This is a genomic window from Variovorax sp. GW822-FHT04A09 (assembly GCF_058801005.1).
In genome coordinates this window covers 85,410-109,447 of sequence record NZ_JBXAMV010000008.1, presented here as the reverse complement: position 1 = coordinate 109,447, position 24,038 = coordinate 85,410, and the positions used below count along the sequence as shown (strand labels likewise).

Genomic DNA, 24,038 nt, shown 5'->3' with positions numbered 1-24,038 from the left:
CATGGCCATCAGCAACCGATCTCTCCCCAAAGTCGACGTCGCCACCGCACTGCGGAACTTCGGCGACCAGTTCCGCGGACTGAATCCGAACGATCCTTCCATGTGGCCGGCGGTGCCGCGCTACGCACTGTGCCTGGCCGTGTCCGCGCTGGTGCTGGCGGGCCTGTGGTTTGTCTGGCTCACGAACTCCAATGACGAGCTCGAAGCCGAGCGCGCCAAGGAAGTCACGCTTCGGACCGACTACCAGAAGAAAGTGGCGCAAGCCGCCAACCTCGACCTGCTGAAGAAGCAGCGCGAGCAGGTGCAGCAGTACGTGATCCTGCTCGAGAAGCAACTGCCCAGCAAGGCGGAAATGGACGCACTGCTCTCCGACATCAACCAGGCCGGTCTCGGCCGCAGCCTGCAGTTCGAACTGTTCCGTCCGGGCCAGGTGTCGGTCAAGGACTACTACGCCGAGCTGCCGATCGCCGTGCGCGTCACGGGCCGCTACCACGACATGGGCGCCTTCGCGGCCGACGTGGCCAGCCTGTCGCGCATCGTGACGCTCAACAACGTGACCGTCACACCGCAGAAGGACAAGGACGTGCTGACGATGGACGCCACCGCGCGCACCTACCGCTACCTCGACGAAGACGAGCGGGCCGCCCAGAAACGCGCCACGGCGCCGAAGGCGAAGAAATGAAGCCGGTCGCCAAAGTCCTGTGGCTGGCACTGGCCACGCTGGGCCTGAGCGCCTGCGGCGATTCCGACCAGGAAGACCTGCAGCGCTGGATGGTCGAGCAGCGCGCGCAGGTGAAGCCCTCGGTGCCGCCGATCTCCGAGCCCAAGAAGTTCACGCCGCAGGCCTACACCGAGGCGTCGTCGTTCGAGCCCTTCAACATGCTGAAGCTGACCCAGGCGCTGCGCCGGGAGTCGAACCAGCCGAGCACGTCCGAGCTGATCGCGCCGGAGCTGGCGCGCCGCAAGGAAGCCCTCGAAGCGTTCCCGCTCGACACGATGGCGATGGTCGGCAGCATGAACCGCAACGGCCAGCCGGTGGCGCTCGTGCGTGTCGACAAACTGCTCTACAAGGTGCGCGTCGGCGAGTACCTGGGGCTCAACTACGGGCGCATCACCCGTATCAACGAAACCGAAGTCGCCCTGCGCGAGATCGTGCAGGACGCCGCGGGCGAATGGATCGAACGCGTAGCCACGCTGCAGTTGCAAGAGAGTGCGAAATGAACCATAAAAAATCAACGATGGCACAGTGGCTGCGCGCCGCCGGGCTGGGTCTGCTGGCTTTCGGTGCCCTGGCCGTCGCCCATGCGCAAAACGCGATCGAGTCGGTGACGAGCTCGACCCAGTCGGGCGCGGAAGTGATCCGCATCGACCTGGCGCAGCCGCTCACCGCCGTGCCCGCCGGGTTCTCGGTGCAGACGCCGGCGCGCATCGCGCTGGACTTCCCGGGGGTGACGAACGCCATCGGGCGTTCGGCCATCGAGGTGAACCAGGGCAACCTGCGCTCGGTCAACGTGGTGCAGGCCGGTGACCGCAGCCGCGTGGTGCTGAACCTGAAGCAGGCCACGGCGTACAAGGCCGAGATCCAGGGCAAGTCGCTGCTGGTGGTGCTCGAACCGGTGGCTGGCACGGCACTCGTCGCTTCCGCGGCGACCACTTTCGCCGAGAACCGCAATCGCGACACGCTGCCGCTGCGCGACGTCGATTTCCGCCTCGGCGCCGACAACACCGGCCGCGTGCTGGTCGACCTGCCGAACAACCAGGTCGGCGTCGACGTGAAGCAGCAGGGCAAGAGCCTGGTGGTGGAGTTCACCAAGTCGACGCTGCCCGAAGGCCTGCGCCGCCGCCTCGACGTGGCCGATTTCGGTACGCCGGTGCAGCTGATCACCTCGCAGCAGTCGGGCGACCGCGTGCGCATGACGATCGATGCCAAGGGCGACTGGGAGCACAGCGCCTACCAGAGCGAGAACCAGTTCGTGGTGGAAGTCCGCGCGCGCAAGGTCGATCCGAGCAAGCTCACGCAAGGCGTCGGCTACAACGGCGAGAAGCTGTCGCTCAACTTCCAGAACATCGAGATCCGCTCGCTGTTGCAGGTGATCGCCGACTTCACGAACTTCAACATCGTGACCTCGGATTCGGTCAGCGGCGCACTGACGCTGCGGCTGAAGGATGTGCCCTGGGACCAGGCGCTCGACATCATCATGCAGGCGAAGAACCTGGGCATGCGCAAGAACGGCAGCGTGCTGTGGATCGCGCCCAAGGACGAGATCAACGCCAAGGAAAAGCTCGAATTCGAAGCCAAGGCGGCGATCGAGAACCTGGAGCCGCTGCGCACGCAATCGTTCCAGTTGAACTACACGAAGGCCATTGCGATTGCACAGGGCCTGACGGGGACTGGTGCATCGGCGGGTGGCGGCGGTGGTGGTGGCGGCGGCGCGACCTCGCGCATCCTGAGCCCCCGCGGCAGCGTGATTGCCGAATCGCGGACCAACCAGCTGTTCGTCTCCGACATTCCTTCGCGCCTGGCGCAGGTCACCGACCTGATCCAGAAGCTGGACATTCCAGTCCGTCAAGTGCTGATCGAGGCGCGCATCGTGGAAGCCTCCGACACCTTCGGCAAGTCGCTCGGCGTGCGGATGGGCGGCGGCATCTCCCGCGAACGCGTCGCGTCGGCCAACGGCAATCCGGCCTACGGCACCTTCGGCGTCATGCCTGCCACCACCAACGGGGGCGGCGTCGGCGGCGCAGCAGCCACCTGGACCAACTCCAACTTCATCAACCTGCCCGCCGGCGACGCTGGCGGCACCGGCAACGCCGCAGGCACCTTCGCGATCTCGCTGTTCAACTCGAGCTTGTCGCGCATGCTGAACCTCGAAATCTCGGCCCTCGAAGCCGATGGCAAGGGCAAGCTGGTCTCCAGCCCCCGCGTCATCACGGCCGACCAGACCAAGGCGCTGATCGAGCAGGGCGAGGAAATCCCGTACCAGCAGGCTACCTCCAGCGGCGCGACCTCGATCTCGTTCCGCAAGGCGGTGCTCAAGCTTGAAGTCACGCCGCAGATCACGCCCGAAGGCAACATCATCCTCACGCTGGACGTGAGCAAGGACGCCCGCGGCGTCAACACCTCGGCGGGCCCGGCCATCAACACCAAGCACGTGCAGACCGAGGTGCTGGTCGAGAACGGCGGCACGGTCGTCATCGGTGGTATCTTCGAGCTCACCGAAACCAATGACGAATCGCGCGTGCCGGTGCTGGGTGAAATCCCCTACATGGGGGCATTGTTCCGCAAGCGCGAACGCGTTGCCAACAAGACCGAAATGCTCGTCTTTATCACCCCGAAGATGATTACCGACCGCAACGCCGCGCGCTGACGCGCGGGCGTAGCAGCCACCGCGTGGCGGTCGCACTTGTCGGGTTGCCCGGCGCCGGAAAGTCCGCAGTGGGCCGGCGGCTGGGCGCTCGGCTGAACACTCCCTTCATCGACACCGATCACGTGATCGAGCAGCGCATCGGCTGCACGATCCGTGATTTCTTCGATCGCGAGGGCGAAGCCGCCTTCCGCGACATCGAGCAGGCGGTCATCGCCGACCTGGCCGCCCATCCCCACGGCGTGCTGGCGACGGGCGGTGGCGCCGTGCTGCGCGAGGCCAATCGGCAGCAGCTGCGCGACCATTTCCACGTCATTTACCTGCGCTCCTCGCCCGAAGACCTGTTCCGGCGCCTGCGCCACGACGTCAAGCGCCCGCTGTTGCAGGTGGCCGATCCGCTGGGCCGGCTGCGCGAACTGCACGATGCGCGTGACCCGTTCTACCGGGAAACCGCCCACGACGTGGTCGACACCGGCCGGCCGTCGATCGCGGTGCTGGTCAACCTCATCGTGATGCAGCTCGAACTGGCCGGGGTGGTCGAACCCGGCGCCCATCCGGAAGAGCCCTCGGACTGACCCCGGCAGGCCCGAGCGCCTAAACTCGCGGCCATGTCCCTGTCTGTTTCGCCCGCACTTTCCGCCCCGCCAAAGCCCGAACGCGTCGAGATCCAGCTCGGCGAGCGCAGCTACCCGATCCTGATCGGCGGCGGCCTGCTGGAAGACCCCGCCAGCTTCGGCGTCGTTCCCGCAGCCGCCAGCGCGCTGATCGTCAGCAACACCACCGTGGCGCCGCTCTACGCGCAGGCCTTGCGGACCGTGCTGGCCAAACGCTTTCGCACGGTCCACCTGCTCGAACTGCCCGACGGTGAGGCATACAAGAACCTTGAGACGCTCAACCTGATCTTCGACGCCCTCCTGGGCCACGGCAGCGACCGCAAGACGGTGCTGTTCGCGCTCGGCGGCGGGGTGGTGGGCGACATGACCGGCTTCGCCGCCGCCAGCTACATGCGCGGCGTGCCCTTCGTGCAGGTGCCGACCACGCTGCTGGCGCAGGTCGACTCCTCGGTGGGCGGCAAGACGGCCATCAACCACCCGCTGGGCAAGAACATGATTGGCGCGTTCTACCAGCCGCAGCTCGTGCTGTGCGACTTGAACACGCTGCAGACGCTGCCGCCGCGCGAACTGAGCGCCGGCCTCGCCGAGGTCATCAAGTACGGTCCGATCTACGACATGGCCTTCTTCGACTGGATCGAAGCGAACATCGAAGCGCTGGTGGCGCGCGACCCGGCCGCGCTGGCCCATGCCGTGAAGCGCAGCTGCGAGATCAAGGCGCTGGTGGTCGGTCAGGACGAGCGCGAGACCGGCCTGCGCGCCATCCTCAATTTCGGCCACACCTTCGGCCATGCCATCGAGTCGGGACTGGGCTACGGCGAGTGGCTGCATGGCGAAGCCGTCGGCTGCGGCATGGTCATGGCGGCGCAGCTGTCGCAGCGCCTCGGCGGCGTCGACGCGGCCTTTGTCGCGCGGCTCACCCGCCTGATCGAGCGCGCCGGCCTGCCCACCGTGGGACCGGCGCTGGGCGCCGAGCGCTACCTGGAGCTGATGCGCGTCGACAAGAAATCGGAAGCCGGCGAGATCCGCTTCGTGGTGATCGACCGGCCCGGCTCCGCCGTCGTGCGCAGCGCGCCCGACGCGATGGTGCGCGACGTGCTCGCGCAGTGCTGCGTGGCATGAGCGCAGCGCGACACGCGGAGATCCAGCCGTGAGCCTTGCGGCGTACGCCTGCCACCCCGCGCGCTCGCGCGGACGGCGCCACGCGGAGCCGCCCGCGCCCACGCGCGACGCCTTCCAGCGCGACCGCGACCGCATCGTCCATTCCACCGCCTTCCGCCGGCTGGTCTACAAGACCCAGGTGTTCCTGAATCACGAGGGCGACCTGTTCCGCACGCGGCTCACGCATTCGCTCGAAGTCGCGCAGCTGGGCCGCTCCATCGCGCGCGCGCTGCGGCTCAACGAAGACCTGGTCGAGGCGATCGCGCTGGCCCATGACCTGGGCCACACGCCCTTCGGCCACGCGGGCCAGGACGCGCTCAACGCCTGTATGGCCGAACACGGCGGCTTCGAGCACAACCTGCAGAGCCTGCGCGTGGTCGATGCGCTGGAGCACCGCTACCCGCAGTACGACGGCCTGAACCTCAGCTTCGAGACCCGCGAAGGCATCCTCAAGCATTGCTCGCGTGCCAACGCCGAGCGCATCGAGGCGGCCGAGCCGCAGGGCGTGGCCCGTCGCTTTCTCGACCGCACGCAGCCGGGGCTGGAGGCACAGCTGTGCAACCTGGCCGATGCCATCGCCTACAACGCGCACGACATCGACGACGGCGTGCGCTCGGGCCTGATCAGCGTCGAGCAGCTGGCCGATGTGGAACTGTTCGAGCGCTACCGCCGCGAAGCTCTGGTCGAGCATCCGCACCTGCAGGGCCAGGGCCGGCGCGTGCTCTATGAAACCATCCGCCGCATGCTCAGCGCGCAGGTCTACGACGTGATCGACACGACGCGCGCGGCCATCGAGGCGCTGGCGCCCGCCGATGCCGACGTCGTGCGCCAGGCGCCACCGCTGGTGGCCTTCAGCGGCGTCATGCAGGCGCAGTCGGAGGCGCTCAAGCAGTTCCTGTTCCGCAACCTCTACCGCCACCCGCAGGTCACGCAGACCACCGACCAGGCGAGCGAGGTCGTGCGCGGGCTGTTCGACGCCTACCTGGCGCGCGGCGCCGAGATGCCCGCCTCGTACGCCGAGCGCCGCGACCGGCACCGCGCCGTGGCCGACTACATCGCCGGCATGACCGACCGCTTCGCTATGCGCGAGCACGAGCGGCTGACTGGCCGGCGAGGCATCGCATGACGGCGGCCGTGCGCTCGAACAGCGCGTCGGCCCGCGTGCCGGCCGCGGCCTTCGCTGTCGTGCTGGGCGGCGTCAGTGCCGCGCTGCACCTGGGCAAGCTGCCGCCCGCCGTGCCGGCGCTGCAGGCGTCGCTGGGCATCGACCTGGTCGAGGCGGGTTTCCTGCTCTCGCTGGTCCAGGTCGCGAGCATGACGCTCGGGCTGCTGGCCGGGCTTGCGGCCGATTCCATCGGTCTGCGGCGCAGCATGCTCGTCGGGCTGGCGGTGCTGACGACGGCCAGCCTGCTCGGGGGCGCTGTCGGTGCCGGTCTGCTGGGCGGGTCTCACGCGGTGCTGTGGCTGTTCGTGCTGCGTGCGGCCGAAGGCATCGGCTTCCTGATGGCGGTGATGCCTGGCCCGGGACTCATCCGCGCACTGACGCCGGCGGGCGCCGACAAGGCCGCGCTGGGCCTGTGGGGCGCCTACATGCCGCTCGGCGTGGCGCTGGCGCTGCTCATCGGTCCGGCCCTGATCGGTTGGGGCGGATGGGCCGACTGGTGGTGGACGCTGTCGCTGGTGTCGGCGGGTGCGGCACTCTGGGTGTGGCTGGCAGTGCCGCGCGACCGGTCCCGCGTGGCCGGTGCAAGCCCGCAGCCCGCGTCGGCCGGTTGGGCGTCGCGGCTGCGCGAGACGGTCGGTGCACGTGCGCCGTGGCTGGTCGCGTTGACCTTCGCCGTGTATTCGTCGCAATGGATGGCCGTGATCGGTTTCCTGCCCGCCATCTATGCCGACGCGAAGGTGCCGGCCGCCTGGAGCGCAGTGCTGACCGCGCTGGCCGCGGCGATGAACATCGTCGGCAACCTCATGGGCGGCCGCTGGCTGCAGCGCGGCGTGGCGCCCGAGCGCCTGCTGCAATGGGGTTTCCTGGCCATGGCGCTGGGCGGTGTCGCCGCCTTCGCGCAGGTGGGGCAGGGCGCCGGCGCCGAGGCGCTGGGCCTGCCGCCCGCGCTGCGCTATGCCGCGATCTGCGCCTTTTCGCTCGGCGGCGGCATGGTGCCGGCCACGCTGTTCCTGCTGGGCGTGCGGCTGGCGCCGGGGCCGAGCACCGTGTCGACCACCGTTGGCCTGATGCAGCAGGCGTCCTCGCTCGGTCAGTTCTTGGCGCCGCCGGCGGTGGCTTGGCTGGCCCACCGCGTCGGTGGCTGGCACTGGACCTGGACCGCCACGCTGGCCTGTTCGCTTGCCGGCATGGCGGTCGCCGCGCGCCTCGGGCGCATCCGCCGGCTGACGGAGGCCACGGCATGAGCGACCCGACGGTCATCGACGCCGCGCAGGCCGAAGCCGACACCCGCCGCTGGCTCGAGCGCGCCGTGATCGGCCTCAACCTGTGCCCCTTCGCCAAGGCGGTGCATGTGAAGGGCCAGATCCACTACGTCACCTACCTCGACACCCACGAAGGCCGCCTCATCGATGCGCTGCTGGCCGAAGCCCGCGCGCTCGTGGCGCTCGATGCCGAGGTGCGCGACACCACCTTGCTGATCGTCCCTCACGCGCTGGCGGACTTTCTCGACTTCAACGATTTCACCGAGCGCGCCGAGCGCAAGCTCGCCCGCGCGGGCTTCGACGGCGTGCTGCAACTCGCCAGCTTCCATCCGCATTTCCAGTTCGCCGGCACCGAGGCCGACGACATCACCAACGCCACCAACCGCGCGCCGTACCCCACGTTGCACCTGCTGCGCGAAGACAGCGTGGACCGCGCGGTCGAGGCCTTTCCCGAGGCCGAGGCGATCTTCGAGCGCAACATCGAGACGCTTGAAGCCCTGGGCCCCGACGGCTGGACCGCGCTCGATGTCGGCCCGGGAAGCGCCACGCCATGAACAACAAGAACACCATGCCCCGTCCCGCGAAAGCCCACCCCACCAACAAGGCTGCGAAGGCAGAGGCCGAGCTGGCCGAAGTCCTGCGGCCGGGCCAGTCTGTCGAGCTCCTCAAGGAGCTGCACATCCTCACGCGCGAAGGCCGGCTCAACCAGGATTCGCGGCGCAAGCTCAAGCAGGTCTACCACTTGTTCCAGTTCATCGAGCAGCTGCTGCGCGAGCTGCCGGGCGAGGGCGCCGAGGCCACGCTGGCCGACCACGGGGCGGGCAAGTCGTACCTGGGCTTCATCATCTACGATCTGTTCTTCCGCGCGCGGCAGGGCGGGCATGTCTACGGCATCGAGACGCGCAGCGAGCTGGTCGAGCGTTCCCGCGCGCTGGCGCAGCAGTTGGGCTTCGGGCGCATGTCGTTCCTGAACCTCACCGTGGCCGAGTCGGCGCAGGCCAGCGAGCTGCCGGCGCAGATCGACGTGGTCACCGCGCTGCACGCCTGCGACACCGCCACCGACGACGCCATCGCCTTCGGCCTGGCCAAGAAGGCGCGCTGCATGGTGCTCGTGCCCTGCTGCCAGGCCGAAGTGGCGGCCTGCCTGCGCGAGACCAAGGCGCTGGCCCTGTCGCGCACGCCGCTGGCCGAACTGTGGCGCCATCCGCTGCACACCCGCGAGATCGGCAGCCAGCTCACCAACGTGCTGCGCTGCCTGTACCTGGAGGCTAACGGCTACAGCGTCACCGTCACCGAGCTGGTCGGCTGGGAGCACAGCATGAAGAACGAGCTGATCCTGGCGCGCTACACCGGCCAGCGCAAGGCGAGTGCGGCGACGCGGCTGCGCGAGCTGCTGGCGCAGTTCGGGCTCGGCACGCTGGGCGACACGCGCTTCCGTCTCGCCGATTAAGTACCCGGACGGCGTCGTCCATCGTCCCCATGGCCCGTCTCCCTCGTCTCACGCTGGCTGGCATGCCGCACCACGTGATCCAGCGCGGCAACAACCGCCAGCCGATCTTCGTGGACCGCGCCGACCACGAGAAGCTGCTCGGCCTGCTGGCCGAGAATGCCGCGCGCTTCGGCATCGCGCTGCATGCCTACGTGCTGATGGACAACCATTTCCACCTGCTGGCCACGCCCGACAGCGCCACGGGCCTGCCGCAGTTCATGCAGTCGGTCGGGCGCAGCTACGTGCGCTACTTCAACGACCGCCATGGCCGTAGCGGCACCTTGTGGGAAGGGCGCTACAGATCGACCCTGATCCAGACCGAGCGCTACCTGCTGACCTGCATGGCCTACATCGACCTGAACCCGGTGCGCGCCGGCATGGTCGCCGAGGCGCGCGACTTCCCGTGGTCCAGCCACGGCCACTACGCCGGCTTGCGGCAGGACCGCCTGCTGACGCCGCATCCGCTGTACTGGGAGCTCGGCAACACGCCCTTCGCGCGGGAGGCGGCGTATGCCGAACTGGTGCGTGGCGGGGTTCGCGCGGCCGATCAGCAGGCCCTGACCGAGGCCACCTTGCGCGGCTGGGCGGCTGGCGACGACGGTTTTCTGGACAGCCTGCAGAAGTCCACCGAGCGCCGCGTGATCAAGGCCAAGGCCGGCCGGCCGCCTGCGCCCGCCAAAGATCCGGACTGAAAGCGGTCGAAAGCCGTGCCCTCGTTGGCAATCGTGCTCCTGTTTTTAATATGTCCCTAATTTAATTCTGACAAGAAAACTCAAGATTTAATAGGAATCTGACCCCTATTAAAGTGTTTGGCATTCTTTGTGCATCGCAATATGCTCCCTTTCCCTGCGAAAACTGAAGGAGCGCGCCATGACGACGGCTGCCGAGATTCAACACCTCCAAGAACACGGTCTGTATTCCGGTGCCGACGAGCACGACGCCTGCGGCGTCGGCTTCGTCGCCCACATCAAGGGCGAGAAGAGCCACGCCATCGTGCTGCAGGGCCTGAAGATCCTCGAGAACCTCGACCACCGCGGCGCCGTCGGTGCCGACAAGCTGATGGGCGACGGCGCGGGCATCCTGATCCAGCTGCCCGACCTGCTGTACCGCGAAGAAATGGCCAAGCAGGGCGTCACGCTGCCCCCGCCTGGCGAATACGGCGTCGGCATGATCTTCCTGCCCAAGGAACACGCCTCGCGCGAAGCCTGCGAACAAGAGATGGAACGCGCCATCAAGGCCGAAGGCCAGGTGCTGCTGGGTTGGCGCGACGTGCCGGTCAACCGCGACATGCCCATGTCGCCCACCGTGCGCGAAAAGGAACCGCTGCTGCGCCAGATCTTCATCGGCCGCGGCAACGACGTGATCGTGCAGGACGCGCTGGAGCGCAAGCTGTACGTGATCCGCAAGACCGCCAGCGCCAACATCCAGCGCCTGAAGCTCAAGCACAGCAAGGAATACTACGTTCCGAGCATGTCCAGCCGCACCGTGGTCTACAAGGGCCTGCTGCTGGCCGACCAGGTCGGTACCTACTACCTCGACCTGCAGGACAAGCGCTGCGTCTCGGCCCTGGGCCTGGTGCACCAGCGCTTCTCGACCAACACCTTCCCCGAGTGGCCGCTGGCCCACCCGTACCGCTACGTCGCCCACAACGGCGAAATCAACACGGTCAAGGGCAACTACAACTGGATGAAGGCACGCGAAGGCGTCATGTCGTCGCCCGTGCTCGGCGCCGACCTGCAGAAGCTCTACCCGATCAGCTTCGCCGGCCAGTCCGACACCGCCACCTTCGACAACTGCCTCGAGCTCTTGACGATGGCCGGCTACCCCATCAGCCAGGCCGTGATGATGATGATTCCCGAGCCCTGGGAACAGCACGCCACCATGGACACGCGCCGCCGCGCGTTCTATGAGTACCACGCCGCCATGCTCGAGCCGTGGGACGGCCCGGCCTCCATCGTGTTCACCGACGGCCGCCAGATCGGCGCGACGCTCGACCGCAACGGCCTGCGTCCCTCGCGCTACTGCGTGACCGACGACGACCTGGTCATCATGGCCTCCGAGTCGGGCGTGCTGCCCGTGCCCGAGCAGAAGATCGTTCGCAAGTGGCGCCTGCAGCCCGGCAAGATGTTCCTCATCGACCTGGAGCAGGGCCGCATGATCGACGACGAGGAGGTCAAGGCCACCCTCGCCAACAGCAAGCCCTACAAGCAGTGGATCGAGAACCTGCGCATCAAGCTCGACAGCGTCAAGGCCGAACCGGCCGCGATTCCCGTGAGCCAGGTCGCGCTGCTCGACCGCCAGCAGGCCTTCGGCTACACCCAGGAAGACATCAAGTTCCTGATGAGCCCGATGGCGCAGGCCGGTGAAGAGGGCATCGGCTCCATGGGCAACGACAGCCCGCTGGCCGTGCTCTCCAGCAAGAACAAGCCGCTGTACAACTACTTCAAGCAGCTGTTCGCGCAGGTCACGAACCCGCCGATCGACCCGATCCGCGAAGCGATCGTGATGTCGCTGGTGTCCTTCATCGGCCCTAAGCCGAACCTGCTGGACATCAACCAGGTCAATCCGCCAATGCGGCTCGAAGTGAGCCAGCCCATTCTCGACTTCGCCGACATGGCGAAGCTGCGCGACATCGGCCGCTACACGCAGGGCAAGTTCAAGAGCTACGTGCTCGACATCACCTACCCGCTGGGCTGGGGCGATGAAGGCGTCGAAGCCAAGCTGGCCTCGCTGTGCGCAGAAGCCGTGGATGCCATCAAGGGCGGCCACAACATCCTGATCGTGAGCGACCGCGGCGTGGGCCCGACGCAAGTCGCGATCCCCGCGGTGCTGGCCCTCTCGGCCGTGCACCAGTACCTCGTGCGCGAGGGCCTGCGCACCACGGCCGGCCTCGTGGTCGAGACCGGTTCGGCGCGCGAAGTGCATCACTTCGGCGTGCTCGCCGGCTACGGTGCCGAAGCCGTGCACCCGTACCTCGCGATGGAAACGCTGGCGGCCATGCACGCCGACCTGCCGGGCGACCTGAGCGCCGACAAGGCGGTCTACAACTACGTCAAGGCCATCGGCAAGGGCCTGTCGAAGATCATGTCGAAGATGGGTGTCAGCACCTACATGAGCTACTGCGGCGCCCAGCTGTTCGAAGCCATCGGCCTGAACACCGAGACGGTGAACAAGTACTTCACCGGCACCGCCAGCCGCGTGGAAGGCATCGGCGTCTTCGAGATCGCCGAGGAAGCCATCCGCATGCACAAGGCCGCCTTCGGCGACGACCCCGTGCTCGCCCACATGCTGGACGCCGGCGGCGAATACGCTTGGCGCACGCGCGGCGAAGAGCACATGTGGACGCCCGACGCCATCGCCAAGCTGCAGCACAGCACGCGCTCCAACAATTGGAACACGTACAAGGAATACGCGCAGCTCATCAACGACCAGAACCGCCGCCACCTCACGCTGCGCGGCCTGTTCGAGTTCAAGATCGATCCGGCCAAGGCCATCCCGGTCGACGAGGTCGAAGCCGCTGCCGAGATCGTCAAGCGCTTTGCCACCGGCGCGATGTCGCTCGGCTCGATCAGCACCGAGGCGCACGCCACGCTCGCCATTGCCATGAACCGCATCGGCGGCAAGAGCAACACGGGCGAAGGCGGCGAAGACCCCGCGCGCTACCGCAACGAACTGAAGGGCATCCCGATCAAGCAGGGCGACACGCTCAAGAGCGTGATCGGCGCGGCCAACGTCGAGGTCGACCTGCCGCTGAACGACGGCGACTCGCTGCGTTCGCGCATCAAGCAGGTCGCGTCGGGCCGCTTCGGCGTCACCGCCGAGTACCTGCACTCGGCCGACCAGATCCAGATCAAGATGGCGCAAGGTGCCAAGCCGGGCGAGGGCGGTCAGCTGCCCGGCGGCAAGGTCACCGAGTACATCGGCAAGCAGCGCTATGCCGTGCCGGGCGTGGGCCTCATCTCGCCCCCGCCGCACCACGACATCTACTCGATCGAGGACCTGGCCCAGCTCATCCACGATCTGAAGAACACCGCGCCGCACGCGAGCATCAGCGTGAAGCTGGTGAGCGAAATCGGCGTCGGCACCATCGCTGCAGGCGTGGCCAAGTGCAAGAGCGACCACGTCGTGATCGCCGGCCATGACGGCGGCACGGGCGCCTCGCCCTGGTCGTCGATCAAGCACGCGGGCAGCCCGTGGGAAATCGGCCTGGCCGAAACGCAGCAGACGCTGGTGCTCAACCGCCTGCGCAGCCGCATCCGCGTGCAGGCCGACGGCCAGATGAAGACCGGCCGCGACGTCGCCATCGGCGCGCTGCTGGGTGCGGACGAATTCGGCTTCGCCACCGCGCCGCTGGTGGTCGAGGGCTGCATCATGATGCGCAAGTGCCACCTGAACACCTGCCCGGTGGGCGTGGCCACGCAGGACCCGGTGTTGCGCAAGAAGTTCTCGGGCAAGCCCGAGCACGTCGTCAACTACTTCTTCTTCGTTGCCGAAGAAGTGCGCCAGATCATGGCCCAGCTGGGCATCCGCAAGTTCGACGACCTGATCGGCCGCGCCGACCTGCTCGACATGCGCAAGGGCATCGAACACTGGAAGGCTTCGGGCCTGGATTTCAGCCGCCTGTTCGCGCTGCCGATCGTGCCGGCCGACGTGCCGCGCTTCCATGTCGAGAACCAGGACCACGGCCTCGAGCGTGCGCTCGACGTGAAGCTCATCGAGAAGTCGCGTCCCGCCATCGACAAGGGCGAGAAGGTGCAGTTCATCGAGGTGGCGCGCAACGTCAACCGCTCGGTGGGCGCGATGCTCTCGGGCGCGCTGACCAAGGTGCATCCGCAGGGCCTGCCCGACGACTCGATCCGCATCCAGCTCGAAGGCACGGGCGGCCAGTCGTTCGGCGCCTTCCTGGCACGCGGCATCACGCTGTACCTGATCGGCGACGCCAACGACTACACCGGCAAGGGCCTCTCGGGCGGCCGCGTGGTGGTGCGCCCCAGCCTCGACTTCCGCGGTGAAGCCGCGCGCAACACCATCGTCGGCAACACCGCGCTGTACGGCGCGACCACCGGCGAGGCCTACCTGTGCGGCGTGGCCGGCGAGCGCTTCGCGGTGCGCCTGTCGGGCGCCACGGCGGTCATCGAAGGCACCGGCGACCACGGCTGCGAATACATGACCGGCGGCACGGTGGCCGTGCTCGGCAAGACGGGCCGCAACTTCGCGGCCGGCATGAGCGGCGGCGTCGCCTTCGTCTACGACGAAGATGGCCAGTTCGCCTCGCGCTGCAACCTCTCGATGGTGTCGCTCGACAAGGTGCTCACCTCGGCCGAGCAGATCGCCAGCGTGCATCGCAAGATCTGGCACGGCGGCGAGACCGACGAAGCGCAGCTGAAGAAGCTGCTCGAAGAGCACCACCGCTGGACCGGCAGCAAGCGCGCGCGCGAGCTGCTCGACACCTGGGCCGAGTCGCGCACCAAGTTCGTCAAGGTGTTCCCGAACGAGTACAAGCGCGCCCTGGCCGAGCTGCACGACCGCCAGGTCGAGCTGGCCAGCAGCGGCAACAACGCCCACGTGGGCCTCGAGCCGCACGCACTGGCCGCGCCCGCCACGGCCGCCGTCTGAGCGCGCCATAGATACGAAGAACAGAGGAAAGCACGATGGGAAAAATCACCGGCTTCATGGAGCATGAGCGCATCGAAGAGGGCTACAAGCCTGTCGAAGAGCGCGTCAAGCACTACAAGGAATTCGTCGTCGGCCTGAACACCGACCAGGCCAAGGTGCAGGGCGCACGTTGCATGGACTGCGGCACGCCGTTCTGCAACAGCGGCTGCCCGGTCAACAACATCATTCCGGACTTCAACGACCTCGTGTACCGCGACGACTGGCAGAACGCCTTCGCGGTGCTCGACTCGACCAACAACTTCCCCGAGTTCACCGGCCGCATCTGCCCCGCGCCCTGCGAGGCCGCCTGTGTGCTCAACGTGAACGACGACGCGGTCGGCATCAAGTCGCTGGAACACGCGATCATCGACCGCGCCTGGGACGAAGGCTGGGTGGCGCCGCGCGTCGCCAAGCACAAGACCGGCAAGAAGGTCGCCGTGGTGGGCTCCGGCCCGGCCGGCATGGCTGCCGCGCAGCAACTGGCGCGCGCCGGCCACGACGTCACGCTGTTCGAGAAGAACGACCGTGTCGGCGGCCTGCTGCGCTACGGCATTCCCGACTTCAAGATGGAGAAGTCGCACATCGACCGCCGCGTCGAGCAGATGAAGGCCGAGGGCGTGACCTTCCGCACCGGCGTCATGGTTGGTGCCGCGAAAGACCCGCTGGGCAAGGGCTCCAAGGTCACCAACCTGGCCAAGGAAACCGTCACGCCCGAGCAGCTGCAGAAAGACTTCGACGCCGTGGTGCTCACCGGTGGCGCCGAGCAGTCGCGCGACCTGCCCGTGCCCGGCCGCGACCTCGACGGCATCCATTTCGCGATGGAGTTCCTGCCGCAGCAGAACCGCGTCAACGCGGGCGACAAGGTCAAGGGCCAGCTGCGCGCCGACGGCAAGCACGTCATCGTGATCGGCGGCGGCGACACCGGCTCCGACTGCGTGGGCACCAGCAACCGCCACGGCGCCGTGAGCGTCACGCAGTTCGAACTGATGCCCCAGCCGCCGGAAGAAGAGAACCGCCCGCTGACTTGGCCCTACTGGCCGATCAAGCTGCGCACCAGCTCCAGCCACGAAGAAGGCTGCGAGCGCGAGTTCGCCATCTCGACCAAGGAATTCATCGGCGAGAAGGGCAAGGTCACCGGCCTGAAGACCGTGCGCGTCGAATGGAAGGACGGCAAGATGCAGGAAGTGCCCGGCAGCGAGCAGATCCTCAAGGCCGACCTGGTGCTGCTGGCGATGGGCTTCATCAGCCCCGTGGCCACCGTTCTCGACGCCTTCGGTGTCGAGAAGGACGCCCGCGGCAACGCGCGCGCCACGGTCGACTTCATCGGCGGCTATGCCACCAATGTGCCCAAGGTGTTCGCCGCAGGTGACATTCGCCGCGGCCAATCGCTGGTGGTGTGGGCAATTCGCGAGGGCCGTCAAGCGGCGCGTTCGGTCGACGAATTTTTGATGGGATTCAGCGACTTACCGCGCTGATTTTTGTTTCATTTGAAGCGGCGCCGTTCGCGGCCCCGTTATCATCCGCGGAAACCGCATGCCGGGATGCCTGAGAAGGCGCCCGGCTTTTTTATTGAGATGGACCCAGCCACACCCACGTCTTCCTCCTTCGTCGAATTCCGCGATGTCACGTTCGGCTACGGCGCGCGCGCGATCCTCGACGGCGTGTCGTTTTCCGTGCCGCGCGGCAAGGTGACGGCGTTGATGGGGGCATCGGGGGGCGGCAAGACCACCGTGCTGCGCCTCATCGGCGGCCAGCAGCGCGCCCAACGCGGCGAGGTGCTGTTCGACGGCAAGGATGTCGGCCACTTCGATGTCGCGACGCTGTATGCGGCGCGGCGCCGCATGGGCATGCTGTTCCAGTTCGGTGCGCTGTTCACCGACATCAGCGTGTTCGACAACGTGGCCTTTCCGCTGCGCGAGCACACGCAGCTGTCGGAAGCGCTGGTGCGCGACATCGTGCTCATGAAGCTCGACGCCGTCGGCCTGCGCGGCGCGCGCGACCTGATGCCCAGCGAGGTGTCGGGCGGCATGGCGCGGCGCGTGGCGCTGGCCCGCGCGATCGCGCTCGACCCCGACCTCGTGATGTACGACGAACCCTTCGCGGGGCTCGACCCGATCTCGCTCGGCACGGCCGCGCGGCTGATCCGCCAGCTCAACGATGCGCTCGGCCTCACCAGCATCATCGTGTCCCACGACCTCGAGGAAACCTTCCGCATCGCGGACCACGTGATCATCCTGGCCAACGGCGGCATCGCCGCGCAGGGGCGGCCCGACGAGGTGCGCGAGAGCGCCGATCCGCTGGTGCATCAGTTCGTCAATGCGCTGCCTGACGGGCCGGTGCGCTTCCACTATCCCGGTGTCAGCATCGAAGACGACTTCGGCAACGGCGAAGGAGGGCGCTCATGACCTGGTGGAAGCCCGCCGACGTCGGCTTTGCCGTGCGCAGCCAATTGGCCGACATGGGCCATGCGGCCAAGCTGTTCCTGCGCCTGCTCGGCCCGGGCGCGCAGATCATGCGGCGCTTCGGGCTGGTGCGTGACCAGATCCATTTCCTGGGCAACTACTCGCTCGCGATCATCGGCGTGTCGGGCCTGTTCGTGGGCTTCGTGCTCGGGCTGCAGATGTACTACGCGCTGCAGCGCTACGGCTCGTCCGAAGCGCTCGGCCTGCTGGTGGCGCTGAGCCTCGTGCGCGAACTCGGTCCCGTGGTGGCGGCCCTGCTGTTCACCGGCCGGGCCGGTACCTCGCTGACGGCCGAGATCGGCCTCATGAAAGCCAACGAGCAGTTGAGTGCCATGGAAATGATGGCGGTCGACCCGGTGCAGCGCATCCTCGCGCCGCGCTTTTGGGCCGGCGTCATCACCATGCCGCTGCTGGCGGCCGTGTTCAGCGCGGTCGGCATCATGGGCGGCTATGTCGTGGGCGTGCTCATGCTGGGCGTCGACCCGGGCGCGTTCTGGGGCCAGATGCAGGGCGGCGTCGATGTCTGGCGCGACGTCGGCAACGGCGTCATCAAGAGCATCGTGTTCGGTTTCACCGTGACCTTCGTCGCGTTGCTGCAGGGCTTCGAGGCCCAGCCGACGCCTGAGGGCGTGTCGCGCGCGACCACGCGCACCGTGGTGATGGCGTCGCTGGCGGTCTTGGGGCTCGATTTCCTGCTCACCGCCATGATGTTCAGTATCTAAAGGGGCCCCGGCTCCATCGTTCTAGACAGAGAGTGCAAACCATGCAACGTTCCACCAACGACATCTGGGTCGGCCTGTTCGTGCTGATCGGCGGCGCCGCCTTGCTGTTCCTGGCGCTGCAGTCGGCCAACCTGCTGAGCCTGAACTTCCAGAAGACCTACACGGTCACCGCGCGTTTCGACAACATCGGCGGGCTCAAGCCCCAGACCGCGGTCAAGAGCGCGGGCGTGGTGGTCGGTCGTGTGGAATCCATCGCGTTCAACGACAAGGCCTTTCAGGCCGATGTGACGCTGGCGCTGCAAAACCGTTACAGTTTTCCCAAGGACAGCTCGCTCAAGATCCTGACCAGTGGCCTGCTCGGCGAGCAGTACATCGGCATCGAGGCGGGCGCCGAGGAAAAGAACCTGCAAGCCGGCGACACCATCACCGCGACCCAATCGGCCGTGGTGCTGGAGAACCTGATCAGCCAGTTCCTGTACAGCAAGGCCGCCGAGGGGAATACGGCGCCGGGAACAGCCAACAAGAAATGACCACACGACTTTTTTCGTCGACTGCTATTAAAAGTGTAGCTAGCTCCGCCCGTTGGGCCACCGCCACCGTCGGTTTCGCCCTCGTGGCCGGATGCGCCACCGGATCCGGCGCGAGCCCGACCGACCCTTTCGAGCCGTACAACCGCGGCATGACGCGCTTCAACGACACCGTCGACGAGGCCGTCCTGGAGCCCGTGGCCACCGCCTACCAGAACGTGGTGCCCTCGCTGGTGCGCCAGGGCGTGACCAACTTCTTCAGCAACCTCGGCGACATCTGGAGCCTGGCCAACAACGTGGCCCAGCTCAAGCTGCAGAACAGCGCCGAGACTTTCATGCGGCTGAACGTCAACACCTTCTTCGGCCTGGGCGGCCTGCTCGACGTCGCCTCCGAGGCGCGCCTGCCGCGCCACGAGGAAGACTTCGGCCAGACGCTGGGCTACTGGGGCGTGGGCGCCGGTCCGTACGTCGTGCTGCCGTTGCTCGGCCCTTCCACGCTGCGCGACACGTTCGCCCGGCCGCTCGACATGTACGGCGACGCGCAGGGCCATATCCACGACATCGCCTGGCGCAATTCGCTGGCGGGCCTGCGTGTCGTGGACACCCGTTCGCGCTACCTGGGGGCCACCCGCCTGCTCGACGAAGCCGCGCTCGACAAGTACTCGTTCACGCGCGATGCCTTCCTGCAGCGTCGCCGCAACCAGGTCTACGACGGCAACCCGCCGGAAGACGACAACGCCGGCAAGTGACGGCAAAAAGGGGGCGGACGGGGTGGTCCTGCTTGCATCCGGTTGCAAGGCTTCACCTCCGCTTCAGGAACCCGGTCGGCCTGGCGCCTGTCGAAACCGTTCCTGTCTCAGCACGGAGCCATTGGCTGCACCGTGCAGGGAAGACAATTCAACCTGAGGGACTCACCATGAACAACAAGATCTTGCTGCAACGACGCGACCTGGGCCGCCTGGCATTGGCCGGCGCGCTGCTGTTCGGCGCCGCCACCGCTTTCGTGCACCAGAGCGCATTCGCGGCCGACGAAGCCCCCGATGCGCTCGTCAAGCGCCTGTCGACCGACGTGCTCGAAACCATCAAGGCCGACTCGTCGATCAAGGCCGGTGACATCAACAAGATCATGCTGCTGGTCGACAGCAAGATCATGCCCAACGTCAACTTCCAGCGCATGACCGCCTCGGCCGTCGGCCCGGCCTGGCGCCAGGCTACGCCCGAGCAGCAAAAGCGCCTGCAGGACGAGTTCAAGACCCTGCTCGTGCGCACCTACGCCGGCGCGCTCGACCAGGTGAGTGACCAGACCGTCACCATCCGCCCGTTCCGCGGCGCGCCCACCGACACCGACGTGCTCGTGCGTACCGAGGTGAAGGGCCGCGGCGATCCGGTGCAACTGGACTACCGCCTCGAAAAGACGCCGGGGCAGGGCGCCGGCTGGAAGGTCTACAACCTGAATGTGCTGGGCGTGTGGCTGGTCGACACCTACCGCACCCAGTTCGCCCAGGAGATCAACAAGAGCGGTATCGATGGCCTGATTGCCGCGCTGGCCGCGCGCAACAAGGGCAACGGCAAGGGCTGACGGGCGCACGCCATGCTGGTCCTTCCCTCCCGACTCACCCACGACGAGGCTCCTGCCTGCATGCGCATGCTGCAGCAGGGGCTCAAGGGCCAGACCGATTCGTCGTCCACCGTGGTCGACGCCACGGCACTGGCCCAGTTCGATTCCTCCGCGCTGGCGGTGCTGCTCGAGTGCCGGCGCGAATCCAGCGCGCTGGGCCGGGGGTTCTCTGTCAAGGGCCTGTCGCCGCGCTTGCGCGAGTTGGCCGCGCTGTACGGCATCGCGGGCCTTCTGCCCGCTGCGCCCTGACCCCCTAGCGCGTGCGTGGCACTGCTGCGGTCAGCAGCGCGAGTGCCTTGTTCAGGGTCGAGGTCGCGAATCGCTCCCCCTTGGAGTGGCCGATGCGCACGACGACGAGATCGTGCGACGGAATCACGAGCACGAACTGGCCCCCTGCGCCGAGCATGTAGTAGGCCGTCGTCGGCGCCGCCAGTGCCCCCGTTCCATTGATCCAGAAGAATCCCCCGTAGATGGGGCGCTGGTCTGCGGCCCAGGCCGGTGCGGCCGTGCTCACGAAATTGACGAACCCCTCGGGAAGAATGCGCTCCCCGTTCCACACGCCGTCCTGCAGGTAGAGATTGGCCAGCCGGGCCCAATCGCGGGCCGACATGAAGTCGTAGCCTTGCGTGAGGAAGTTGCCGTAGGGATCGGTCTCGATCACCATGGAGCGGATGCCGATCTTGTCGAAGATGGCGCGCTGCGGGAACGAGAGGTACTCTTCGCCGCGCTTCTCGACCCCAAGGCGGACCAGGTAATTGGCAAGCACCGGATCGGTGTTGCGGTAGCGGCCCACCGTGTTGGGCGGCCATTGCTGCGGTCGGGTCGCGGCGTAGTTGAATGCGTTGATCCGGCCCGTGTAGTAGTAGATGTGATCGGGGTAGGTGCCGTTGGGGTCGAAGTCCGGATCGTCCGGGGCCTTGATGCGCAGCCCGCTGGACATGCGCAGGATGTCGGCAATGCGGATCTGCTGGCGGCCGTCGCCGGCACCTTGCCATTCGGGAATCGGCGCGGGCTGGTCGAGCTTGTACACACCCTGCTTGATCAGCACGCCCATCATCGTGGCCACGACGCTCTTGCCCATCGACCATGATTCGAGCGGCGTTGTCGCGCTGATGCCGCTCATGTAGCGCTCGCCGATGAGCCGCCCCTTGTGCGTGACCACGAAGGCCGCGGTGTAGGCCTCCGTCGTTTCGAAGGCGGCGCTGAGGGCCTGGTTCACCTTGGCCATGTCGACGTCGGCGGGCGGCGGGTCGTTCGGCAGCATATCGCCCATGGGCCAGGGCACGGTCGTGGGGTCGGCCAGCGCGCTCTTGACATTGACGGGTGTGAAGAAAACGTCGTCCTTGCCGGGCGGCAGCGTGATGCAACCCTGCGATCCGAAGTGGCGGGCCACCAGCGTCGGGCCGCCGTTGGGCATCGTGATCCGCACCTCTTTCTTGGTGCGGTCGACGACCGGCGCACCCACCTTCTTGCGCTGCTCGTACGGCCCCGTGAAGTACCCGATGGTTTCGGCGGCGACTGCAGGATCGAGTCCGGTGATGAAGACCGCCGAGCACATGGCCTTGGCATACCCGGACGTGTTGTGCTCCAGCACATCGCCGGGTGGTGGCACGTAGGGCGTGTCCAGCTCCAGGCACTTGGCGCGCGCAATGAGTGCATCGCGGGCCGGCAGCTGGGCCGAACCGGCAGATGAAGTGCAAGGTTGGGCGGTGCCACCCCCTGCGCCAGCGCCTGCGCCGCCGCCGACAAGGGCGATGCCGCCACCACCTCCGCCGCCACCACCTCCTCCCCCGCAAGCAGTCAGCACCATCGCCAGGAGCAGGGCGGCAACGGTTGGGAGGGGGCTGCGGGTCAAACACTTCATTGGCGTTCCTCGCGATGGGCGGTTGCGGTGCGCAAAATCGGCACCGGCGGGATTGTGGGTGAACTTCGGGCCGATGCCTAGCGCGGCCGGCTCCCCGCGTTCACCCCTGAACAGCGCCGAAAAACCCATCGCCCGTAAAATCGCGGGCTCCCATGCCCGCGATCTCATTCCAGTCGGTCTCCAAGACCTACCCTCCCTCCCGTCAGCAACGCGCCCAAGGTAAGCAGGGGCTGCGTGCGGTCGACGAGGTTTCCTTCCAGATCGAGCCGGGCGAGTTCTTCGGCCTGCTCGGCCCCAACGGCGCGGGCAAGACCACCCTGATCAGCATGCTGGCGGGCCTGTCGCGGCCCACGGCGGGCGCGATCAGCGTGCACGGCTTCGACGTGCAGCGCGACTACGCCGAAGCCCGACGCCAGCTCGGCATCGTGCCGCAGGAGCTGGTGTTCGACCCCTTCTTCAACGTGCGCGAGTCGCTGCGCATCCAGTCGGGCTACTTCGGCATCAAGAACAACGAAGCCTGGATCGACGAGCTGCTGCAAAGCTTGGGCCTGGCCGACAAGGCCACCGCCAACATGCGCCAGCTCTCGGGCGGCATGAAGCGCCGGGTGCTGGTGGCGCAGGCGCTGGTGCACAAGCCACCGGTCATCGTGCTCGACGAGCCCACGGCCGGCGTCGACGTCGAATTGCGCCAGACGCTCTGGCAGTTCGTCGCCAAGCTCAACAAGCAGGGCAGCACCGTGCTGCTCACCACCCACTACCTCGAAGAGGCCGAGGCGCTGTGCAGCCGCATCGCGATGCTCAAGCTCGGCAAGGTGATCGCCCTGGACCGCACCAGCGAGCTGCTGAAATCGGCCGCAAGCAACGTGCTGCGCTTCAAGACCGACGCCATGCTGCCCTGGGCCATCGCCCAGCACGCGCGCATCACCGGGCGCATCGTGCAGCTGCCGGCGCAGAACGCCCATGAAGTCGAACAACTGCTGGCCGCGATCCGCGAAGCCGGCGTCGCGGTGGAAGACGTGGAAATGCGCAAGGCCGACCTGGAAGACGTGTTCATCGACCTGATGGCGGGCGAGCAGACGCCGCTGGAGGTGTCGCGATGATGGCCGTCACGGGCTGGCGCGCGCTCCTGTACAAGGAAACGCTGCGCTTCTGGAAGGTCGGCTTCCAGACCGTCGGCGCGCCGGTGCTCACCGCGCTGCTGTACCTCATGGTGTTCGGCCATGTGCTCGAAGGCCGCGTCACGGTCTACGGCTCCGTGGGCTACACCGCCTTCCTGATCCCCGGCCTCGTGATGATGAGCGTGCTGCAGAACGCGTTCGCGAACAGCTCGTCTTCGATCATCCAGAGCAAGATCATGGGCAACCTCGTGTTCGTGCTGCTCACGCCGCTGTCGCACTGGGGCTGGTTCTTCGCCTACGTGGGCTCCTCGGTGATCCGCGGGCTGGCGGTGGGCGTGGGCGTGTTCGCCGTGACCGTCTTCTTCGCCGTGCCGAGCTTCGTGGCGCCGGTGTGGATCCTGGTGTTCGCGCTGCTGGGCTCGGCCATGCTGGGCACGCTGGGCCTCATCGCCGGGCTCTGGGCCGAGAAGTTCGACCAGATGGCCGTGTTCCAGAACTTCCTGATCATGCCCATGACCTTCCTGTCGGGCGTGTTCTATTCGATCGGCTCGCTGCCGCCGTTCTGGCAGAGCGTGAGCCACCTGAACCCCTTCTTCTACATGATCGACGGCTTCCGCTACGGCTTCTTCGGGGTGAGCGACGCTTCGCCCTGGCTGAGCTTCGGCATCGTCGGTTCCGCCTGGCTGGTGGTGAGCGCGATTGCCGTCCACCTCCTGCGCATCGGCTACAAAATCCGCGGCTGATCCCGCCTTCCAAGACCCCATGACCGCTGACGAACTCCAAGCCATCATCGCAGCCCATCTGCCGTGCGAGCACATCACGCTCGAGGGCGACGGCCGACATTGGTACGCGACCATCGTCTCAGCCGAATTCGAGGGCAAGCGCGCCATCCAGCGCCACCAGCGGGTCTACGCCACCCTCGGTGCGAAAATGCACACCGACGAGGTGCATGCGCTCTCGATGAAGACCTACGCGCCGGCCGAATGGGCCGCCGTGGACAAATGACTTTCCGGCCCCTG

The 24,038-nt window shown here is 67.1% G+C and carries 22 protein-coding genes; 21 read left to right on the top strand and 1 reads right to left on the bottom strand.

Going from position 1 to position 24,038, the window contains the following annotated elements:
* Position 1 precedes the first annotated feature (1 nt).
* The 18 genes from AC1RLW_RS29365 to AC1RLW_RS29280 all read left to right on the top strand — a co-directional run bounded on the left by AC1RLW_RS29365 (position 2) and on the right by AC1RLW_RS29280 (position 20,286).
* Positions 2–682, top strand: coding sequence for a type IV pilus inner membrane component PilO (locus AC1RLW_RS29365; RefSeq protein WP_070059947.1), 681 nt, complete (start codon positions 2–4; stop codon positions 680–682).
* Positions 679–1,221, top strand: a complete 543-nt coding sequence (locus tag AC1RLW_RS29360; RefSeq protein WP_062471766.1) for a pilus assembly protein PilP — start codon at positions 679–681, stop codon at positions 1,219–1,221. The genes AC1RLW_RS29365 and AC1RLW_RS29360 overlap by 4 nt, the downstream gene beginning before the upstream one ends.
* On the top strand, positions 1,218–3,368 hold the full coding sequence (locus AC1RLW_RS29355; protein WP_493196024.1) for a type IV pilus secretin PilQ: 2,151 nt from the start codon (positions 1,218–1,220) through the stop codon (positions 3,366–3,368). Before AC1RLW_RS29360 ends, AC1RLW_RS29355 begins: the two co-directional genes overlap by 4 nt.
* A gap of 23 nt (positions 3,369–3,391) precedes the next feature.
* On the top strand, positions 3,392–3,940 hold the full coding sequence (locus tag AC1RLW_RS29350) for a shikimate kinase (RefSeq protein ID WP_062471759.1): 549 nt from the start codon (positions 3,392–3,394) through the stop codon (positions 3,938–3,940).
* 33 nt (positions 3,941–3,973) lie between these two features.
* Positions 3,974–5,098 carry a 3-dehydroquinate synthase gene (aroB, locus tag AC1RLW_RS29345; protein ID WP_493196023.1) on the top strand — a complete coding sequence of 375 codons (1,125 nt, stop codon included), beginning with the start codon at positions 3,974–3,976 and terminating at the stop codon, positions 5,096–5,098.
* Between the two features lie 28 nt (positions 5,099–5,126).
* Positions 5,127–6,263, top strand: coding sequence for a deoxyguanosinetriphosphate triphosphohydrolase (locus AC1RLW_RS29340; RefSeq protein ID WP_493196022.1), 1,137 nt, complete (start codon positions 5,127–5,129; stop codon positions 6,261–6,263).
* A complete protein-coding gene (locus AC1RLW_RS29335) occupies positions 6,260–7,546 on the top strand; it encodes an MFS transporter (RefSeq protein WP_493196021.1) in 1,287 nt (428 codons plus the stop codon). Before AC1RLW_RS29340 ends, AC1RLW_RS29335 begins: the two co-directional genes overlap by 4 nt.
* Entirely contained in the window at positions 7,543–8,118 is a 576-nt protein-coding gene (locus AC1RLW_RS29330; RefSeq protein ID WP_492686176.1) for a DUF1415 domain-containing protein, read from the top strand. Before AC1RLW_RS29335 ends, AC1RLW_RS29330 begins: the two co-directional genes overlap by 4 nt.
* Positions 8,119–8,132: 14 nt before the next feature.
* Positions 8,133–9,014, top strand: coding sequence for a class I SAM-dependent methyltransferase (locus tag AC1RLW_RS29325; protein WP_493196132.1), 882 nt, complete (start codon positions 8,133–8,135; stop codon positions 9,012–9,014).
* Positions 9,015–9,043: 29 nt separating this feature from the next.
* Complete coding sequence (locus tag AC1RLW_RS29320) at positions 9,044–9,745, top strand: transposase (RefSeq protein ID WP_492686175.1); 702 nt, start codon at positions 9,044–9,046, stop codon at positions 9,743–9,745.
* A gap of 178 nt (positions 9,746–9,923) precedes the next feature.
* Entirely contained in the window at positions 9,924–14,669 is a 4,746-nt protein-coding gene (locus AC1RLW_RS29315; protein ID WP_493196020.1) for a glutamate synthase-related protein, read from the top strand.
* Positions 14,670–14,704: 35 nt separating this feature from the next.
* A complete protein-coding gene (locus AC1RLW_RS29310; RefSeq protein ID WP_062471739.1) occupies positions 14,705–16,183 on the top strand; it encodes a glutamate synthase subunit beta in 1,479 nt (492 codons plus the stop codon).
* A gap of 66 nt (positions 16,184–16,249) precedes the next feature.
* Positions 16,250–17,113: an ABC transporter ATP-binding protein gene (locus AC1RLW_RS29305; protein ID WP_354347912.1), complete on the top strand. Its 864-nt coding sequence runs from the start codon at positions 16,250–16,252 to the stop codon at positions 17,111–17,113.
* A complete protein-coding gene (mlaE, locus tag AC1RLW_RS29300; protein ID WP_062471733.1) occupies positions 17,110–17,892 on the top strand; it encodes a lipid asymmetry maintenance ABC transporter permease subunit MlaE in 783 nt (260 codons plus the stop codon). Before AC1RLW_RS29305 ends, mlaE begins: the two co-directional genes overlap by 4 nt.
* Positions 17,893–17,933: 41 nt before the next feature.
* Positions 17,934–18,422 (top strand): outer membrane lipid asymmetry maintenance protein MlaD, encoded by a 489-nt coding sequence (gene mlaD, locus AC1RLW_RS29295; protein ID WP_062471729.1) that lies wholly within the window; start codon positions 17,934–17,936, stop codon positions 18,420–18,422.
* A complete protein-coding gene (locus tag AC1RLW_RS29290; protein WP_493196019.1) occupies positions 18,419–19,168 on the top strand; it encodes an MlaA family lipoprotein in 750 nt (249 codons plus the stop codon). Before mlaD ends, AC1RLW_RS29290 begins: the two co-directional genes overlap by 4 nt.
* A 167-nt stretch (positions 19,169–19,335) precedes the next feature.
* Complete coding sequence (locus tag AC1RLW_RS29285; RefSeq protein WP_062471721.1) at positions 19,336–19,998, top strand: MlaC/ttg2D family ABC transporter substrate-binding protein; 663 nt, start codon at positions 19,336–19,338, stop codon at positions 19,996–19,998.
* 12 nt (positions 19,999–20,010) lie between these two features.
* Positions 20,011–20,286, top strand: coding sequence for an STAS domain-containing protein (locus tag AC1RLW_RS29280; protein WP_062471718.1), 276 nt, complete (start codon positions 20,011–20,013; stop codon positions 20,284–20,286).
* A 4-nt stretch (positions 20,287–20,290) separates the two neighbouring features.
* Here the strand turns inward: AC1RLW_RS29280 and AC1RLW_RS29275 are convergent, their stop codons facing one another.
* Positions 20,291–21,901 (bottom strand): serine hydrolase domain-containing protein, encoded by a 1,611-nt coding sequence (locus AC1RLW_RS29275; protein WP_493196018.1) that lies wholly within the window; start codon positions 21,899–21,901, stop codon positions 20,291–20,293.
* Positions 21,902–22,053: 152 nt separating this feature from the next.
* Between AC1RLW_RS29275 and AC1RLW_RS29270 the strand changes: the two genes are divergently transcribed.
* The 3 genes from AC1RLW_RS29270 to AC1RLW_RS29260 are packed head-to-tail and all read left to right on the top strand — an operon-like array spanning position 22,054 to position 24,024.
* Complete coding sequence (locus AC1RLW_RS29270; protein WP_070059934.1) at positions 22,054–23,001, top strand: ABC transporter ATP-binding protein; 948 nt, start codon at positions 22,054–22,056, stop codon at positions 22,999–23,001.
* Positions 22,998–23,762 carry an ABC transporter permease gene (locus tag AC1RLW_RS29265; RefSeq protein ID WP_487847952.1) on the top strand — a complete coding sequence of 255 codons (765 nt, stop codon included), beginning with the start codon at positions 22,998–23,000 and terminating at the stop codon, positions 23,760–23,762. The genes AC1RLW_RS29270 and AC1RLW_RS29265 overlap by 4 nt, the downstream gene beginning before the upstream one ends.
* Positions 23,763–23,781: 19 nt before the next feature.
* On the top strand, positions 23,782–24,024 hold the full coding sequence (locus AC1RLW_RS29260; protein ID WP_493196017.1) for a BolA family protein: 243 nt from the start codon (positions 23,782–23,784) through the stop codon (positions 24,022–24,024).
* Positions 24,025–24,038: the final 14 nt, after the last annotated feature.